We start from the raw sequence: 16,632 nt of genomic DNA on the forward strand, positions 1-16,632 counted from the left end.
GTTACCGGCCGCTGGTGAAAGCGCTGCCGCTACTGCTTGGCGCCGTTGGCCGCGACCACCGAGGCCACCGCCTCCTTGGCCGCGCCCTGCGCGTCCTTCATCAGATCGCCGGCGTCCGGCGCGTCCGCGCCCTGGTAGCCCGCGCCGTTGTAGTCGAGCACGACCACCGCGTTCGCCGTACGGGCCACGATCACCGCGTACTTGAAGTCCTCGTCGGTCTTGTGCAGGTCGTAGGCGACCGCCGTCGCCTCGTCGCCGATGCCGCTGACCGGCGTCGCCTTCACGTTCTTGGCGCCGTCCGTCGCCTTCGTCGCGGCGAGCAGGCGCGCGTACTCCTTCGCCGCGCGCTGGTCGCCGCTGCCGATCGCCGCGTCCGAGCCGTACCGCTTGAAGGAGACGTCCAGCCAGCGGTACTGCGAGCCCTTCACGCCCTTGTCGTCCAGGCCGTTCCACGAGCAGGTGCCCTGCGAGGCCACGTCCGTCGACTTGCCCGCCGTGCCCGACTTCGACTTAGCCTTCGGCACCAGCTCGTCGATCGTCTTCTCCGCCAGCGCCTTGCACGGGTCCGGCAGCTTGGCGTACTTCGCCGGGGCGACGGTCGGCGACGAGGACTGCTTGCCGCTCGGCGTGGCGGCCGAGGACGAGGACCCCGAGTCCTTCTTCTTCTCGTCGCCGCCGGAGTCGGACGAGCAGCCTGCGGCGACGAGCATCACGGGGACGGCGGCGCAGGCGAGCACACGGGCGAGCCGCGTGCGCGGGGCGGTGGCAGGGGCGGGTCGGTGCATGGTTCTACGCGTTCCTTCGCTGGTCGCTGCTGGCTGGTCGCTCATGGGGTCGCTCAAGGGGCCCGGCGGGCTCAGTCGCCGAAGAGCTCGGCGAGCTTGGCCGACAGGGCCTGGGTCTTCTCCTGGAGTTCCTGGCTGTCGGGGGCGGTCGCGCCCGGGGAGCTGGGCTGTTCCGTGTACTCGACGGTCACGATCACATTGGACGTACGGAAGACGACGGTCACGGTACGGCGCTGGGCTGCCGACCCGCTCGCCGTGAGCGCGTCGTCCAGGTACGCGGCGTCGCCGAGCCCGGTGAGGATACGCGGCTTCAGCCCGTCGGGGGTGGTGGCGGGCGGGCCGGAGGAGACGGGAGGGGACGCGGGCGGGGCGGTGGGGGAGGCGGCGGCCTGGCCCTGGACGCGCAGGCCGGCGGAGGGCTTGCCGGAGGGGGTGCCGCTCGGGGTTTCGGACTTGCCGGTTCCGTTGCCGCTGGGGGTCCCGGACTTGCCGGTTCCGCTGCCGCCCGGGCGGGTGTCCTTGCCGCCGTCCTTCGGGGCGGCGGGCAGCTTGGCGGCCGCCTCCTTCTTCCCGTAGACGGCCTTCGCCCGGTCGTCGTCGCTGACGGCCGGGTCGTACGACACGACCCGCTCGAAGTCGACGTACAGCCGCCGCACCGCGTCCGGCGCCTCGTCCTTCCAGCGGCAGCCCACCCGCCGGTCCGTGTCGTACGTGAGCTCCGCGGCCCCCGCGTACGCCTTCGCCTTCTGGTCGTCCGGAAGCTCGGCCGCGCCCGGCAGCATGTCCTTGAGGACGCCCTTGTTCACGGCCCGGCACGGCTCGGGCAGCGTGCGGTACCGGCCCGGCGGGGCGGCCGCGGCCTTGGGCACGCCCGCCTTGGAGTCCGTGGTGGCGCCGTCGGTGCCGGATCCCGAGGAGCAGCCCGCGACGAGCACCACGAGGAGCGCCACACCCGGCACGTACGCCTTTCGCTGCACGGTTCCCAGGCTCCTTTCGGGAGAAAAGCGGTTGCCGCCGGAAGGCGGCGGCTGGACACAATGTCTATCGCACGCGCTGCCGTGAACGCCGGTCCACTGTCCTGTTTGTGGTCTTTGGTGACGGTTTTTGCGCACCAGGCGCATGATGACGCAAAGGGATGTTTCGGGAAAACCAGTCAAATCACCCAACTGGGGTGACTGTGGAGACTCGGGAGACTCGGGGGAACGAGGAATTATGTCGTATGTAGAGGTACCGGGCGCGCAGGTCCCGATCCGGATGTGGGCGGACCCGGCGACGGTCGAGGACGGCGCGATGCAGCAGCTGCGCAACGTCGCCACGCTGCCGTGGATCAAGGGCCTGGCCGTGATGCCGGACGTCCACTACGGCAAGGGCGCGACCGTGGGCTCGGTCATCGCCATGCACGGCGCGGTCTGCCCGGCGGCGGTCGGGGTCGACATCGGCTGCGGCATGTCCGCGGTCAAGACGTCCCTGACCGCGAACGACCTCCCGGGCGACCTCTCCCGCCTCCGCTCCAAGATCGAAGAGGCCATCCCGGTCGGCCGCGGAATGCACGACGACGCCGTGGACCCGACCCGCTTCCACGGCTTCGCGACGGCGGGGTGGGACGACTTCTGGGGGCGGTTCGGGGGGATCGCGGATGCGGTCAAGTTCCGTCACGATCGAGCCGTAAAGCAGATGGGAACGCTCGGATCCGGGAATCACTTTGTCGAGTTCTGCCTCGACGAGTCGGGTTCGGTCTGGCTGATGCTGCACTCCGGGTCCCGCAACATCGGCAAGGAGCTCGCCGACTTCCACATCGGCGAGGCCCAGAAGCTTCCGCACAACCAGGGCCTGGTCGACCGCGACCTGGCGGTGTTCATCGCGGACACCCCGCAGATGGCGGCGTACCGGAACGATCTGTTCTGGGCGCAGGAGTACGCGAAGTACAACCGCGCGATCATGATGGCGCTCTTCCAGGACGTGGTCCGGAAGGAGTTCAAGAAGGCGAAGGTGACCTTCGAGCCGGTGATCAGCTGCCACCACAACTACGTGGCGGAGGAGCGGTACGACGGCATGGACCTGCTGGTCACCCGTAAGGGCGCGATCCGCGCCGGGTCCGGGGACTACGGGATCATCCCGGGTTCGATGGGCACCGGCTCGTACATCGTGAAGGGCCTCGGGAACGCGGCGTCCTTCAACTCCGCCTCGCACGGCGCGGGCCGCAAGATGAGCCGGAACGCGGCGAAGCGGAAGTTCACCACGCGCGACCTGGAGGAGCAGACGCGGGGCGTGGAGTGCCGTAAGGACTCCGGTGTCGTGGACGAGATCCCGGGCGCGTACAAGCCGATCGAGAAGGTCATCGACCAGCAGCGGGACCTGGTGGAGGTCGTGGCCAAGCTGAAGCAGGTCGTCTGCGTGAAGGGCTGAGGCGCGCGCTGGGACGCCCGGGGCGCTGAAGGGCTGAGGGGGCAGGGGCGTCGGGCAGTGGTCCGACGCCCCTCGGCCGTGGTGCCTGCGGGCTACAGCTCCCGGTGGACCTTCGTGTTGGAGGCCTGGGCGCGGGGGCGGACCACCAGGAGGTCGATGTTGACGTGCGGGGGGCGGGTGACCGCCCAGGTGATCGTTTCCGCCACGTCGTCGGCCGTCAGGGGTTCCGCCACGCCCGCGTAGACCTTCGCTGCCTTCTCGTTGTCGCCGCGGAAGCGGGTCGTGGCGAACTCCTCCGTCTTCACCATGCCGGGCGCGATCTCGATCACGCGGACCGGGCGGCCCACGATCTCCAGGCGCAGGGTCTCGGCGATGACCCGGGCGCCGTTCTTCGCGGCGACATAGCCCGCGCCGCCCTCGTAGGTGCCGTGGCCCGCCGTCGACGACAGGACGACCACCGTGCCGTCGCCGGACGCGTCGAGCGCGGGGAGCAGGGCCTGGGTGACGTTGAGCGTGCCGATGACGTTCGTCTCGTACATCTGGCGCCAGTCGGCCGGGTCGCCGGTGGCGACGGGGTCGGCGCCGAGCGCGCCGCCCGCGTTGTTGACGAGGACGCCGATGGTGCGGAAGGCGCTCGCGAAGGCGTCCACGGCTGCGCGGTCGGTGACGTCGAGGGCGTACGCCGTGGCCTGGTGGCCCGCTTCGTTGATCTCGGCGGCCAGCGCCTCGATACGGTCCTTGCGGCGCGCGGTGAGCACCACGCGGTAGCCGGCGGCGGCCAGTTGCCGCGCGGTGGCGGCGCCGATACCGCTGCTCGCGCCCGTGACGACGGCGATGGGGGTCCCGGTGGCGGTCATGGCGTACTCCTCGCGCGAATGATCGGAATGCGGTCAGGATAGGCCGGGCGGGGTGCGGGGCGGGTGCCGAGGTCTCCCGCTGCCGGGCGCGGCTGCGCTGCCTTCAGCGGCCGCGCGGCGCGTACACGATGACCGCCATGCCGGCCAGGCAGATCAACGCGCCCGTGACGTCCCAGCGGTCCGGGCGGTAGCCGTCGGCGACCATGCCCCAGGCCAGCGAGCCCGCGACGAACACCCCGCCGTACGCGGCCAGGATCCGGCCGAACTCGACGTCCGGCTGGAGGGTCGCCACGAACCCGTACACGCCGAGCGCGATCACCCCCGCGCCGATCCAGATCCAGCCCCGGTGCTCCTTGACGCCCTGCCAGACGAGCCAGGCCCCGCCGATCTCGAAGACGGCGGCGAGGAGGAACAGGAGCACGGAGCGGGCGACGAGCATGCGGACAGCGTTGCACGCGGAGGGGGACGCGTCGGGGTGGCGACCCGTGAATATAAGCCGCTAAAGGTATCTTTCGGGCATGGCTGGGATCTGTGGGATGCGTGGGATGCGTAGGGGGCTGAAGCGGTTCAGGTGGTTTACCGGTTTCACCGGGTTCTCGGTGGGGGGCGTCGCTGTGCTGGTCGCGGTGTGCGGGCTGTCGGCCGGGGTGGCTCATGGTGGGGTCGCCCACGGTGGTGTGGGTGATCCCGTGGGGCGGATGGGCTTCGGGGCGGGGCCCGCACCCGCGCCCGCGAGCGGTGCGGTGCCGGGGGATACGGGTGTGGGTACGGATGTGGTCGGCGGGCCTGTCGGGGGTGCCACGGTCGCTCCGGTCGCTCCGGTCGCTCCGGTCGCTCCGGTCGCGCCCGGCGCCGAGGCCGATCTCGCCTACCACGGGCACGTCTCCCTCTGGGCCGGGCGCGTCGGCGTGTGGGTCGAGCCGTCGAACCACGGGCCCGCCGCCGTACCGGACGCCACCGTCCGCCTGCGGTTCTCCGCGCCGCTCGACGGCACCGAGCAGCTGCCTCCGGGGTGCCTGCGCGGCAGTCCGGAGACCGTGCTCTGCTCCACGGGCGAGATGCGGGCCGCCGGGGCGGGGCGGCCGATCGCCCTTGACCTGCGGGTCGCGGGCAGCCCGGCCGAGGTCGTCGTGAACATCAACACCTCCTGGAGCGGTGGCGCGGGCGACCGCAACCCGGGCAACAACACGCACCGGGTGCTGGCGCCTGCCACGGGGGACAAGTACGCGTACTGAGTGCGTGGGATGCCGGGGCGTGTGCCGGTCATGACTGAGGTCTTGGGCCTCTGCCGGTTACGGCTGCCGCGCCGCGACAGTCCCCCGCTCGCCCGTCCAGCGGTGCAGGGCCTCTTCGAGGGCGGTGGCGTCCGGGGTCTCGCTCGCCCACGCCACATACCCGTCGGGGCGGATCAGGAGCGTGGTGCGGCGGGCGCCGTTCCAGCGCGCCCGTATGAGCCGCCGCCCGGGTGCTGCGTCTTCCACGGCGGGCGTCACCAGGACGAACTCGCCCTCGCGCAGCAGCTCGTACAGGCGGCCCTCCGCCAGCGCCAGGTCGGGGACGCGGGTCCCGGTGAGGCGGTGGGCGTCGCGCCCGGCCGGGTAGGCGATCCCGATGCCGCTGATCCGGCCCATCGCCTTGTCCCGCGCGGGGCGCACCCCGTTCAGCAGGCGGGTCACGAGAGAACGGGCCGTGCGCTGCACGGGGTTGTGCGCCATGGCGAGGCGGACGATCGCGCCGCTGGTGCGCAGCACCGCCGCGCCGACGGGGTGCCGCTCCTCGTGGTAGCTGTCGAGCAGCGCCTCGGGCTCGCCGGTGGCGCCGCGCAGGACGGCGGCGAGCTTCCAGGACAGGTTGGCGGCGTCCTGGATGCCGGTGTTGAGGCCCTGTCCCCCTGCGGGGGAGTGGCAGTGCGCGGCGTCGCCCGCGAGGAAGACACGGCCCGTCCGGTAGCGGGGGACCTGGCGCTCGTCGCTGTGGAAGCGCGAGAGCCAGCGGGCGTCGTGCATTCCGTAATCCGTGCCCAGGGCCTGGCGGGTGATCTCGCGGACGTCGTCGAGGTCGATGGGGGCGCTGTCGGGGACCTGGTGCTTCCGGTTCCACCCCATCACCCGGTAGTAGCCGTCCCCGAAGGGGACGATGAAGGCGAACGCCTCGTCCGAGCCCGCCACGCTGAGCGATCCGGCGGGCTCCTCGGCGAGCTTCACATCGGCCAGCACGATGGAGCGGATCACCGAGGTGCCGGGGAAGGGCAGGTCCAGGGCGTGGCGCACGGCGCTGCGCACGCCGTCGGCGCCGACGAGGTAGCGGGCGTGGAGGGAGCACTCGGCGTCGCCGCCCCCGACTCCCCCTATCTCGGCGGTCACCCCGTCCGCGTCCTGCCGCAGGCCCAGCAGCTCCGTCTCGTGGCGGAACTCCACCCCCGCCTCCCGCGCCCGGCGTTCGAGGAGGTGCTCCACCTCGTACTGCGGTGTCACCAGCAGATACGGGAAGCGCGAGCGCAGGCGGCCGAGGTCGAGGGAGAGGTGGCGGAACGCGTTCATCCGGTCGACCGTCGTGCCGGTGGCGACGAGCTCGTCCGCCAGGCCCCGGGCGTCGAGCAGCTCCAGCGTGCGGGCGTGGACACCGAAGGCGCGCGTCATCGTGCTCGTACCGCGCGGACGGCGCTCTATCAGTGTGACGCTCAGGCCCGCCGCCGCGAGGTCCCCCGCGAGCAGCAGGCCGGTTGGGCCCGCGCCCACGACGAGCACATCGGCGGTGCCGGAAAAGGTGGTGGTGCTGTTCATGGCGACCTCCTCGATGCCAACGCTTGTTGGTCAACGCTTGTTGGCAAATGTAGAGCCGCCGGGGCTGGCATGTCAACACTTGTTGGCCTACAGTTGTTGACATGACAACCGACGCCCCCACCGCCGGCCCCCGCCGCTCCGACGCCACCAAGGCCGCGATCCTCGAAGCCGCCCGCGAGCGCTTCGCGGCCGATGGCTACGAGCGCGCGACCATCCGCGCCATAGCGCGTGACGCGGGCATCGACCCGTCGATGGTGATGCGCTACTACGGGAACAAGGAGGGCCTGTTCGCCGCCGCCTCCGAACTCGACCTGCGCCTCCCGGACGTGGGCGCGCTGCCGGACAAGCACATCGGGGCCGTCCTCGTCACCCACTTCCTCGACCGGTGGGAGGGCGACGACGTGCTGACCGCGATGCTGCGCGTCGGCGTCACCAACGCCGCCGGGGCCGAGCGGATGCGGGCCGTCCTCGGCGACCAGCTGGGGCCGATCGCGGCCGGGATCTGCCCCGATCCCGCCGACGCGCCGCGCCGCGCGGCCCTGGCCGCCTCGCAGATCCTCGGGATGGCGCTGGCGCGGTACGTGCTGAAGTTCCCGCCCGCCGTGGAGATGACCCGCGAGGAGGTGGTCGCCTGGCTCGCGCCGACCGTGCAGCGCTATCTCACGGCGGAGACGCCCTGACGCCGCCGATCGCGTAAGCCGTAAGCCGTACGCCGCCACGCGTGTGACGGAGTGCGGCGGGTCGGCTCCCGTCGTAGACCCCTGCGTCGTACAATCTCTGCATGCCGCAGAAGAAGGACGGCCGGGCCCGTCTCATGACCGAGCTCGGCGTCGAGTCGCGCCGCTACATGGCCTCGTACGCCCTGTTCAACCAGGCGCTCGCGGACCATCTGCGGCTGCACCCCACCGACCTCCAGTGCCTCAACCTGCTGGGCCTGGAACCCGGACCCGTCACCACGGGGCGGATCGCGGAGCTGACCGGGCTCACCACCGGGTCGGCCACGCGGCTCGTCGACCGCCTGGAGAAGGCCGGATACGTCACGCGCAGGCGCGACACGGCGGACCGGCGCAAGGTCCTGGTCGAGGCCGTGCCCGCGCGGATGGCCGAGCTGGGTGCGGTGTGGGGGAAGCTGAACGGGGCGTGGTTCACCATGTTCGACGCGTACGACGACGGCGAGATCGAGCTGCTCATCGCCCATATGCGACGGACGGTGGAGCTCTCCGGGGCGCAGATCGAGCGGCTCAGGAGCGGGCAGTTCTGAACGGGCAGGTTACGCAGGGGCTCTGACGAGGCGTCACTGTCGACCTGTGCCCGTCGCCGTCCCGCCGAACTCCGCCATCGCGTCCTCGACGATCGCCTCCAGGCGGGCGTGGTGGGCGCCGCGCCAGTAGACGCGCTCGCACGCCGTGCACTGGGCGAAGACGTCGTACGCGCTGCGCGTCCCGTGTTCCAGGAGCTCGCGGACGGAGTCCTTGTCGGCCTCCTGGAGCGGCGCGTTGCAGGCGGTGCAGCGGGTCCACGGGGCGAGGACCGGAGCGAACCGCTCCAGTACGTCCCGGAGTTGCTCCTCGGGGCGGTGGCTGTACACGTACGCGCCCGCCCAGAGCTCGCGGCGCCGCAGCAGCCCACGGTCCCGGGAGAGCAGTACGCGCTGTTCGGTCGCGGAGAGCGTGGCGAGCGCGGGGTCGCCGATGTCCTCGCTCTCGTACGCCGCGTCGACGCCGAGGAGCCGCAACCGGCGGGCCAGCGTGCCCAGATGGACGTCGAGGAGGAAGCGGAGCGGGGCGCCGGGGACCTGCTGGGGGCGCTCGACGGCGCGCACCTCGACGCTCTCGTCCGCGCGCGGGATGTGCGAGACGGGGACCTCGTGGCCGTCGACGAGCAGCCGGCCGACCTCGGTCAGCGGGACGCCGAGCGACTCGACGACGTGGCCGAGCGTGGACGAGCCGTCCGTGACCACGGCCGTGCGCCCCGCGCGGCGCTCCGCCGGGACGAAGAGGTGCAGCTCGGGGGCGAATCGACAGTGGATCTCCGGTCCGTTCACGACGCCAGGATGCCATCGGGGGCGGGGCCGGAGCCATGTATTTGGGCGGGCCGGGGCGGTGGACCGGGGCGGTGGACCGGGCAGGTGGAAGGCCCGCCGGTCAAGTGGGTCGTTCCGGTGGGCCTTCGTGTCCCGTCGTGGCGCGGGGTTACTCGGAGGGGCGCTCCACGACCCGGAAGTGGGTCGTGATCCGCCGGTCCTCGTCGAGGACGTGGAAGGCGAGGCCGGGCGGCGAAACGATGTTGACCAGGTCCTCTCCGGTCTCCCACGGCATCCGCAGCGTCGACGTCACGCCCGGCGCGATCAGCAGCGGCAGCCCGGCGAAGGTGGTCGCGGCGGAGGTGTGGGCGTGGCCGACGAGTACGGCGGGCACCTGGGTGCGCCCCGCCAGGAGCTCGGCCAGCCGGTCGGCGTCGGAGAGGTTGATCGAGTCCAGGTACTCGTGGTGGATCACGGTCGGCGGGTGGTGGAAGGCGACCAGCGCCGGGGTGTCGCCGAGCGCCTCGAGCGTACGGGCCAGCCACTCCAGGGTGGTGTCCTCCAGGGCGCCGCCGTCCTCGCCGGGGATCGTCGAGTCGCACATCAGGATCGCGTAATCGCCCACCCGGTGCAGGCGGTTGACCGGTGCGTACGGGTCCGGGGCCGTGCCGCCCGGCTCGCCCGGCAGGTCGAGCAGGCCCTTGCGGTACGCGGCGCGGTCGTCGTGGTTGCCGGGGCAGGTGAGGACGGGTGCGTCGATACGGGCGAGCAGGTCGGCGGCCTCGGCGTACTCGGCCGGGGCGCCGTGGTCCGCGATGTCGCCGGTGACCAGGACGGCGTCCGGGCGGCGGGTCATCGCGTTGATGTACGTGACGACCCGCGCGGCGCGTTCGGCGGCTCGCGCGCCCCCGTCGAGGTGCAGATCGCTGATGTGGGCAAGCAGCACGGAAATCCCCCTGGTTGACCTGGTTCGCGTGGCGGTGGGCCACTTGGTGAACTACTTGGTGAGCTACCTGGGGAAGCGTGCGGGCTAATGGTTTAGCCGCTCGCTTCCATTAGGGCTCTAGGACTCTAGGGGGTGCCCGGCGGTACGGACAAGAGCCGATCCCGGGTCGGTGGCCCGGTCCTGCGGCGGCGCTGGTCTCCTGGCGGGCGGCGCGCCTACAGTGCTCCGATGAAGATCATCGACCTTGAGCCGGGCGACCCGCGCCTGGTGAACGACCTGCTGCCGGTCCTGCGCGAGCTGCGCCCGCACCTCACCGAGGAGCTCTTCGGTGAGATCTACGCCGAGGGGTACGGGCAGGGGCTGCGCTTCTCCGCCGCGTACGGCGAGGACGGGGTGTGCGTGGGCGCGGCCGGGTGGCGGATCGTCGCCACCACGGTTGCGGTGCGCAAGCTGTACGTGGACGACCTGGTGACGGCCGAGGGGGCGCGGTCGCGGGGCGTGGGCCACGCGCTCCTCGCCCACGTCGAGGAGATCGCGCGCGGCGCCGGGTGCACGTCGCTGAACCTGGACTCCGGTACGCACCGGACGGATGCGCACCGCTTCTACTTCCGGGAGCGGATGGCGGTCACGGCGTTCAACTTCGACAAGAAGCTGGGCTGATGGTGTCCTGGCTGAGCTGATGGTGCCCTAGTTGACGGTGTCCTGGTCGAGGGGCTGCTCCCCGAGCGGGCGCTCTTCCAGGTCGAGGCACCAGTCGTTGGACCTGAGCAGGTGGCCCGGCGGGTACTCGAACTCGACCTCGCCCAGGAGGCGGAAGCCGGCCTTGCGGAGGACGGCGTTCGAGGCGGCGTGGTCGACGGAGGGGTAGGCGTGCAGCTCGCGAGGGCCGCCCGCCTCCCGTGCGGCCTGCGCGACCGCCACGATCGCGGCGACGGCGAGCCCGCGGCCCTGGAACTCCGGGAGGATCCCGTACCCCGTCTCGTACACCTCCCTGCCCTGCCACTCGCGCGGCCAGTACCCGACCGAGCCGACGGCCTCGTCCGTTCCCGTGAGGGAGACGCGGAACATCCGGCCCTCGGTGGCGTCGCGTCGGCTCAGCGCGACGTACCGCTGCTGGCGGGCCGTCAGCTTCTCCTCGTCCTCCGGGCCGCCGGTGTGGGCGGTCATAGCGGGGGAGTTGGAGTGGTGGAGGAGGGGGAGGTCGTTGTTGGACCAGGGGGTGAGGGTGACGGTGTCCATGGGGCGACTGTAGGTGGGGGGTGTGACATCCCCGCCCCGCCCCTTCCCGTAAGCCCTCCGGCGGGCGGCCGGGTGGGGGCTGCGCCCCTTAATGGCCCGGGGGTTGTCTGCGGGTGTGTGGTGGGCTGGTCGCGCAGTTCCCCGCGCCCCTTAATGGGCCGGTGTTTGTCTGCGGACCGTGGTCGGTTGCTCGCGCAGTTCCCCGCGCCCCTGAGACGCGCCCCTGCGGGGCGCCCAGGGGATTGCCGCGGAGCGGCATTTTTAGGGGCGTGGGGAACTGCGCGACCAGTTGGGGACGGCCCGCAGACGAACGGGATCCGGGGCGCGGCCCCGAAGCGGGGCCCGGGAGCGCCACCTCCACCCCCACCCACCCCCGGAGGGTTAAGGGAACGGGGCGGGGAGGGGCAAAAATCACCGGTGGGCCCGGCCGCACCAGCCCAATCCCCCCGCATACAACCCCAACACCACCCCCACCAACGGGTAATACACCCCCGGCAGCGGCGCCATCCCCAGCCCCGCCCCCACCGGCGTCACCGGCAGCAGCAGCCCCGCCGCCGCGAGCCCGCACGCCGCCACGGGGACCGGCCCCCGCGCGCCCCGGCCCGCCCGCAGCAGCACCATCACCAGCGCCTGCGTGAGCAGGTTCTCCGTGAACCACCCGGCGTGGAACGACGCCTGCCCCTCCGCGTCGCTGCCCGCCCGTACCGCCCACGCCAGTACCGCGAACGTCGCGAGGTCGGCGGCGGCGTTGAGGAGGCCGAAGCCCGTGACGAAGCGCAGCACCTCGCGCGGGCGCAGCCGCAGCGGGCGGCGCAGGGCCGCCGGGTCCTGGCGGTCGTACGCGAACGCCAGCTGCGCCGCGTCGAAGCACAGGTTCTGCACCAGGACCTGCGCCGGGAGCATCGGCAGGAACGGCAGCAGCAGCCCCGCCGTCAGCATCGCTATCACGTTGCCGAAGTTGGAGGAGAGAGTGATCCGCAGGTAGCCCGCTATCGTGCCGCCCGCCCGGCGGCCCGCCGCGATCGCGTGGTCCAGGGACGTGAGGTCCTTCGCCGCGAGCACCACGTCCGCCGCCTCCCGCGCCACGTCCACCGCGTCGCGCGGGCAGATCCCGACGTCCGAGGCGCGCAGCGCGGGCAGGTCGTTGACGCCGTCGCCCAGGAAGCCGGTGACATGGCCGCGTTCGCGCAGCACCCGTACGATCCGGGCCTTCTGTTCGGGCGCGCAGCGGGCGAACACCGTGGTGCGGGCGGCCAGTTCGGACAGAGCGACATCCGACAGGCCGTCGAACTCGTCGGCCGTCACCACCTCCCCCGGCGCCAGCCCCAGCTCCCGGCACGCGCGCGCGGCCGTCCCCGGGTGGTCGCCGGTGAGGACTTTGACCTCGACGCCGCTGCGGGCCAGCGCGGTCAGCGCGGCGGCGGCCGTCTCGGCGGTCGCGTCGCGCAGCCCGACCAGGCCGACGAAGGTGAGCCCGCGCTCGTCGGCCGCCGTGTACGCGCGCGTCCGCGCGGGCCGTTCGCCGAGCGCCACCGCCAGCACCCGCAGCCCGTCGTCGGCGCGGGCGGCGGCGAGCGCGGTGATACGGGAGCGCTCCCCCGCGCCGAGCGCGCACCGGTCCAGGACCTCCTCGACCGCGCCCTTGACGATCAGGGTGTGGCTGCCGAGGCGGTCCGGGGTGCGGACCACGGCGGTGGACAGGCGGCGCACCGGGTCGAAGGGGAGGGCCGCGACGGGGTCGTGCTCCAGCGCGTCGAGCCCGCCGGGCAGCCGCTGCTCGGCGGCGTCGAGGAGGGCCTCGTCGAGGGCGTCGGCGGCGGGCACCTCGGCGAGCTGGAGCGTCCACAGGCTGTTGGCGGCCGCCCAGCGCAGGACGTCCGGGTCCTCGGCGCCGGACGCGTCGAGGGCGCAGTCGAGGACCGGGCGGTCCTGGGTGAGCGTGCCCGTCTTGTCGACGCAGACGACGTCGACGGCGCCCAGGTCGTGCAGCGCGGGCAGCCGTTTGACGATCACCTCGTGCGTACGGGCTAGGGCGGCCGCGCCGCGGGCCAGCGCCGTGGTGACGATCACCGGCAGCATCTCGGGGGTCAGCCCGACGGCCACCGCCACGGCGAACGGCAGGGTCTCCAGGCCCCGCCCGCGCAGCGCCGCGTTGGCCATCAGGACGAGCGGCGGCGTGAGCAGCAGGAATCTGATCAGGATCCAGGAGATGCCGTACACGGAACGGTCGAAGGCGGTCGTACGGCGGTCACCTCCGCGCACCTTGCCGCGCGCCGCCGACCCACGGGCCGACCCCCGAACCGCCCCACGGACTGACCGGCGGACCGACCCGCGGACCGACCCGCGGACCGACCCGCGGGCCGCCCCCCGCACCGCCCCGTCCCCGCCGTACGCCGCCGCGAACCGCGTGTCCGCGCCGGTCGCGACGACCACTCCCGTACCGCTTCCGCAGGCCACACTGCTGCCCTGGAAGCACAGCTCCGGGCGGTCGAAGCCGCTCCCGTCCGGGGACGGTTCGTCGGCCGGGTGTTTGCGCACCGGGGCCGACTCGCCCGTCAGTGCCGCCTGATGCATCGTCAGTCCGGTCGCGCGCAGCAGCCGCAGATCCGCCGGGACCAGGTCGCCCGGCCCGAGCCGGACCACATCGCCCACCACCACCTGGTCCACCGGGATCTCGCGCGGCGCCGGGTCCGCGTTTGGGCCCGCCCGGCGCACCACGGTCGCCGTGGTCGCCACCAGCTCGCGCAGCCCGGCCGCCGAGCGGTCCGCCCGGTACTCGCCCGCCGCCCGCAGGACGCAGCTCACCGCCACCAGGACCGCGATGACGGCCGCCGTGCCCCACGCCGCGACCAGCGCCGACACCACGGCGAGCGAGGCGAGCACCGCCGTGAACGGGTCCCGCAGGCTTCGCACGAGCCGCAACGGCCAGGACGGGGTGCGCCGGGTGGGCGGTACGTTCTCGCCGTCGCGCGCGAGGCGGGCGTCGGCCTCGGACTCAAGCAGTCCGCGCGGCCCGGATTCGAGCGCGCGCAACACCTGTAGCGGGGTCCGCCGCTCAGGCGCCCAGGTCACGGACGAGTCCTGGAGTCGCACCCGCCCCGCGCCGGTCGCCCAGGCGCGCCACGAGCCAGCGCACCAGCTCGGCCACCTCCGGGTCGTCCACCAGGTAGACCACCCGGCGGCCTTCCCGGCGGGAGCGGACGAGCCCGGCGAGCTTCAGCTTCGCCAGGTGCTGGCTGACGGCGGGCAGCGCCCCGCCGACGCGCTCGGCGAGCCCGGTCACGTCCGACTCGCCGTGGCTGAGCGCCCAGACGATGTGCAGCCGCGCGGGCGAGGCGAGCAGCCCGAAGACCCCGGCGGCCTCGCCGAGCACCTCGGCGGACGGGTCGGCGGACGCGTCGCCCGACGAGCTGGTCAGCTTCTTCACCGGCGCCTCCTGCCCGTGTCCGTTCCGTACGTACGTACGTGCCCGCGTGAGCACGTCACGTACGCGATGAAGTCAGGCGGCCAGTCTAGGGGCGGCCACTGACATCGCCCCTGACCTGGGGAAGGCCTCGGGCTACAGCGGTACGAGCGTGACCTCCGTCGCCTTCACGCTCGACCAGACCGCCACGCCCTCCGCGAGCCGCAGCTCGGCCGCCGCCTGCGGGGTGATCTCCGCGACCAGGTCCGGGGCGTCGGGCGAGCCGATCAGGACGCGCAGCCGGCTGCCGGTCGCGGTGATCTCGCGGACCGTGCCGGGCCAGGTGTTGCGGGGGCTGCCGCCGGGCCGGTCGCGGTGGACCGAGACCGACTCCGGCGCGATGATCGCCAACGCGCGGCTGCCGGCGGGCAGTTGCTCGGCCGCGACGATCCGGCCGCCGCCGGGCAGCGCGAGCCCGTCCGCCCCGGCCTCGCCCGGCCAGGCGTTGCGGCCGAGCATCCGGGCCACCCACGGGGAGCGCGGGTGGCGGGTCACCTCGGCGGGCGGCGCGTCCTGGAGGGCGCGGCCGCCGTCGAGCACCAGGACGCGGTCCGCCAGCGACACCGCCTCGACCGGGTCGTGGGTGACGATCAGGCAGACCCCGCCGAAGCCGTCGAGGTGGGTGCGCAGGGTGTGGCGCACGCGCGCGCGGGTCGTCTGGTCGAGGGCCGCGAGCGGCTCGTCGAGCAGGAGCAGCCGGGGCCGGGCCGCCAGCGCCCGGGCCAGCGCGACCCGCTGGGCCTGCCCGCCGGAGAGCTGGCTAGGTCGGCGCTGGGCGAGGCGGCCCACCCCGAGCCGGTCGAGCCACGCCTGCGCCTCCCGTCGGGCCTCGGCGCGCGCGACGCCCTGGGCGCGCAGCCCGTACGCCGTGTTGGCGAGCGCCGTCAGGTGCGGGAACAGCGCGCCGTCCTGCGGCACCCAGGCGACCCCGCGCCGGTGCGGCGCGAGATCGGTGACGTCCTGGTCGCCGAGGCGCAGTGCGGCACGCGCGCGTGGGGTGAGGCCGAGCAGGGCGCGCAGGAGGGTGGTCTTGCCCGCGCCGTTCTCGCCGACAACGGCGATGGTGGTGCCGGGGGCGGCGTCCAGGGTCAGCTGGGTGAACCCGCTGACCTCGGCGTGCAGCGCCCAGCTTCCGGCGGGGGCGGGGGACTTGGGGGCGTCGGCGGGCGCGGGCTCGTCGGACTCGTCCGCGCGGCTCCGTTCCGTACCGCTGTCTTCCGTACGGAGTACGGATACGGAACGTGTTCCGCCGCCCGTCCAGCGGCCGCGCAGGGCCACCAGGACCGCCATCGCGATGGCGAGCAGCAGCAGGGAGACGGAGGTCGCGGCCTCGGGGGAGTTCTGGAGCAGCAGATAGACCTGGAGGGGGAGGGTCTGGGTGGTGCCGGGGAGGTTGCCCGCGAAGGTGATCGTGGCGCCGAACTCGCCCAGCGCGCGCGCCCACGTCAGCGCGGCCCCGGCGACCAGCCCGGGCGCGACCATCGGCAGCGTGACCGTCAGGAACACCCGGAACGGGGAGGCGCCGAGGGAGGCCGCGGTCTCCTCGTAGCGGGGGCGCAGCCCGCCGAGCGCGCCCTCCAGGCTGATCACCAGGAACGGCATCGCCACGAAGGTGGCGGCGACGACCGCGCCGGAGGTGTGGAAGGGCAGCGTGATGCCGAAGGTGTCCTCCAGCCACGGCCCGAGGAGCCCGCGCCGCCCGAAGCCGAGCAGCAGCGCCACACCGCCGACGGTCGGCGGCAGCACCATCGGCAGCAGTACCAGCGAACGCACCAGCGCCTTGCCGGGGAAGTCCACGCGCGCGAGGAGCCACGCCAGCGGCACCCCCAGCACGAGGGACAGGCCGAGCGCCCAGAACGAGACGAGCAGGGACAGCTTCAGCGCCTCGGTGACGCCGGGGCTGCTGAGATGCGTACCGAGGTCGCTCCAGGAGGTGCGGGCCAGGATGCCGATCAGCGGCATCAGCAGGAACGCCACGGCGAGCAGGGCGGGCACCAGGAGGGTGACGGGGGCGCGCAGGCCGCGGGAGCGGGCGCCCGGGCTCCAGCGGTGCGACCGGCTGCTGTTCTTCATGGCGTGACCGCGGCTTCCTGGTGGTGCGGGGCCGACGTTTCGCCCCCCGTGCGCAAC

At 73.2% G+C, this 16,632-nt stretch carries 16 protein-coding genes; 5 read left to right on the plus strand and 11 right to left on the minus strand.

The window, feature by feature from the left end:
• Positions 1-29: 29 nt before the first annotated feature.
• Positions 30-785, minus strand: a complete 756-nt coding sequence (locus BX283_RS23395) for a DUF3558 family protein (protein WP_101389480.1) — start codon at positions 783-785, stop codon at positions 30-32.
• Positions 786-856: 71 nt separating this feature from the next.
• Complete coding sequence (locus BX283_RS23400) at positions 857-1,762, minus strand: hypothetical protein (protein ID WP_101389481.1); 906 nt, start codon at positions 1,760-1,762, stop codon at positions 857-859.
• A gap of 235 nt (positions 1,763-1,997) precedes the next feature.
• Between BX283_RS23400 and BX283_RS23405 the strand changes: the two genes are divergently transcribed.
• A complete protein-coding gene (locus BX283_RS23405; protein WP_101389482.1) occupies positions 1,998-3,191 on the plus strand; it encodes an RtcB family protein in 1,194 nt (397 codons plus the stop codon).
• 92 nt (positions 3,192-3,283) lie between these two features.
• Here BX283_RS23405 and BX283_RS23410 read toward each other — a convergent pair whose 3' ends face one another.
• Together BX283_RS23410 and BX283_RS23415 are read right to left on the minus strand one after the other, a co-directional pair.
• The gene (locus BX283_RS23410) at positions 3,284-4,048 is read right to left on the minus strand and encodes an SDR family NAD(P)-dependent oxidoreductase (RefSeq protein WP_101389483.1); all 765 of its coding nucleotides are present in this window, start codon (positions 4,046-4,048) and stop codon (positions 3,284-3,286) included.
• Between the two features lie 103 nt (positions 4,049-4,151).
• Positions 4,152-4,487: a YnfA family protein gene (locus BX283_RS23415; RefSeq protein ID WP_101389484.1), complete on the minus strand. Its 336-nt coding sequence runs from the start codon at positions 4,485-4,487 to the stop codon at positions 4,152-4,154.
• A 322-nt stretch (positions 4,488-4,809) separates the two neighbouring features.
• Between BX283_RS23415 and BX283_RS23420 the strand changes: the two genes are divergently transcribed.
• Positions 4,810-5,283, plus strand: coding sequence for a hypothetical protein (locus tag BX283_RS23420; protein ID WP_257583636.1), 474 nt, complete (start codon positions 4,810-4,812; stop codon positions 5,281-5,283).
• A 57-nt stretch (positions 5,284-5,340) separates the two neighbouring features.
• Here the strand turns inward: BX283_RS23420 and BX283_RS23425 are convergent, their stop codons facing one another.
• Positions 5,341-6,831, minus strand: a complete 1,491-nt coding sequence (locus BX283_RS23425; RefSeq protein ID WP_101389485.1) for an FAD-dependent oxidoreductase — start codon at positions 6,829-6,831, stop codon at positions 5,341-5,343.
• A 101-nt stretch (positions 6,832-6,932) separates the two neighbouring features.
• Between BX283_RS23425 and BX283_RS23430 the strand changes: the two genes are divergently transcribed.
• Both BX283_RS23430 and BX283_RS23435 read left to right on the plus strand, forming a co-directional pair.
• Positions 6,933-7,511, plus strand: coding sequence for a TetR/AcrR family transcriptional regulator (locus BX283_RS23430; RefSeq protein ID WP_101389486.1), 579 nt, complete (start codon positions 6,933-6,935; stop codon positions 7,509-7,511).
• Between the two features lie 101 nt (positions 7,512-7,612).
• Entirely contained in the window at positions 7,613-8,092 is a 480-nt protein-coding gene (locus tag BX283_RS23435; protein ID WP_101389487.1) for a MarR family winged helix-turn-helix transcriptional regulator, read from the plus strand.
• Between the two features lie 33 nt (positions 8,093-8,125).
• Here the strand turns inward: BX283_RS23435 and BX283_RS23440 are convergent, their stop codons facing one another.
• Both BX283_RS23440 and BX283_RS23445 read right to left on the minus strand, forming a co-directional pair.
• The gene (locus tag BX283_RS23440; protein WP_101389488.1) at positions 8,126-8,875 is read right to left on the minus strand and encodes a Mut7-C RNAse domain-containing protein; all 750 of its coding nucleotides are present in this window, start codon (positions 8,873-8,875) and stop codon (positions 8,126-8,128) included.
• A 148-nt stretch (positions 8,876-9,023) separates the two neighbouring features.
• A complete protein-coding gene (locus BX283_RS23445) occupies positions 9,024-9,800 on the minus strand; it encodes a phosphodiesterase (protein ID WP_180357235.1) in 777 nt (258 codons plus the stop codon).
• 228 nt (positions 9,801-10,028) lie between these two features.
• On the opposite strand from BX283_RS23445, the gene BX283_RS23450 reads away from it, so the two are divergent.
• Positions 10,029-10,460 carry a GNAT family N-acetyltransferase gene (locus tag BX283_RS23450; RefSeq protein WP_101389490.1) on the plus strand — a complete coding sequence of 144 codons (432 nt, stop codon included), beginning with the start codon at positions 10,029-10,031 and terminating at the stop codon, positions 10,458-10,460.
• 27 nt (positions 10,461-10,487) lie between these two features.
• On the opposite strand, the gene BX283_RS23455 is transcribed toward BX283_RS23450, so the two are convergent.
• The 4 genes from BX283_RS23455 to BX283_RS23470 form a co-directional block, all read right to left on the minus strand.
• Positions 10,488-11,039: a GNAT family N-acetyltransferase gene (locus BX283_RS23455; RefSeq protein WP_101389491.1), complete on the minus strand. Its 552-nt coding sequence runs from the start codon at positions 11,037-11,039 to the stop codon at positions 10,488-10,490.
• A 411-nt stretch (positions 11,040-11,450) separates the two neighbouring features.
• Entirely contained in the window at positions 11,451-14,111 is a 2,661-nt protein-coding gene (locus tag BX283_RS23460; RefSeq protein WP_257583637.1) for an HAD-IC family P-type ATPase, read from the minus strand.
• Positions 14,095-14,457: a helix-turn-helix transcriptional regulator gene (locus BX283_RS23465; protein ID WP_101392535.1), complete on the minus strand. Its 363-nt coding sequence runs from the start codon at positions 14,455-14,457 to the stop codon at positions 14,095-14,097. Before BX283_RS23465 ends, BX283_RS23460 begins: the two co-directional genes overlap by 17 nt.
• A gap of 141 nt (positions 14,458-14,598) precedes the next feature.
• Complete coding sequence (locus tag BX283_RS23470) at positions 14,599-16,575, minus strand: ABC transporter permease (protein ID WP_101389493.1); 1,977 nt, start codon at positions 16,573-16,575, stop codon at positions 14,599-14,601.
• Between the last annotated feature and the right edge of the window lie 57 nt (positions 16,576-16,632).

This window comes from Streptomyces sp. TLI_146, assembly GCF_002846415.1.
Classification (GTDB): Bacteria; Actinomycetota; Actinomycetes; order Streptomycetales; family Streptomycetaceae; genus Streptomyces.

Coding starts and splice junctions, on each gene's coding strand:
- BX283_RS23395 (WP_101389480.1), bottom strand. CDS start 785: ATGCACCGACCCGCCCCTGCCACCGCCCCGCGCACGCGGCTCGCCCGT.
- BX283_RS23405 (WP_101389482.1), top strand. CDS start 1,998: ATGTCGTATGTAGAGGTACCGGGCGCGCAGGTCCCGATCCGGATGTGG.
- BX283_RS23410 (WP_101389483.1), bottom strand. CDS start 4,048: ATGACCGCCACCGGGACCCCCATCGCCGTCGTCACGGGCGCGAGCAGC.
- BX283_RS23415 (WP_101389484.1), bottom strand. CDS start 4,487: ATGCTCGTCGCCCGCTCCGTGCTCCTGTTCCTCCTCGCCGCCGTCTTC.
- BX283_RS23425 (WP_101389485.1), bottom strand. CDS start 6,831: ATGAACAGCACCACCACCTTTTCCGGCACCGCCGATGTGCTCGTCGTG.
- BX283_RS23430 (WP_101389486.1), top strand. CDS start 6,933: ATGACAACCGACGCCCCCACCGCCGGCCCCCGCCGCTCCGACGCCACC.
- BX283_RS23435 (WP_101389487.1), top strand. CDS start 7,613: ATGCCGCAGAAGAAGGACGGCCGGGCCCGTCTCATGACCGAGCTCGGC.
- BX283_RS23450 (WP_101389490.1), top strand. CDS start 10,029: ATGAAGATCATCGACCTTGAGCCGGGCGACCCGCGCCTGGTGAACGAC.
- BX283_RS23455 (WP_101389491.1), bottom strand. CDS start 11,039: ATGGACACCGTCACCCTCACCCCCTGGTCCAACAACGACCTCCCCCTC.
- BX283_RS23470 (WP_101389493.1), bottom strand. CDS start 16,575: ATGAAGAACAGCAGCCGGTCGCACCGCTGGAGCCCGGGCGCCCGCTCC.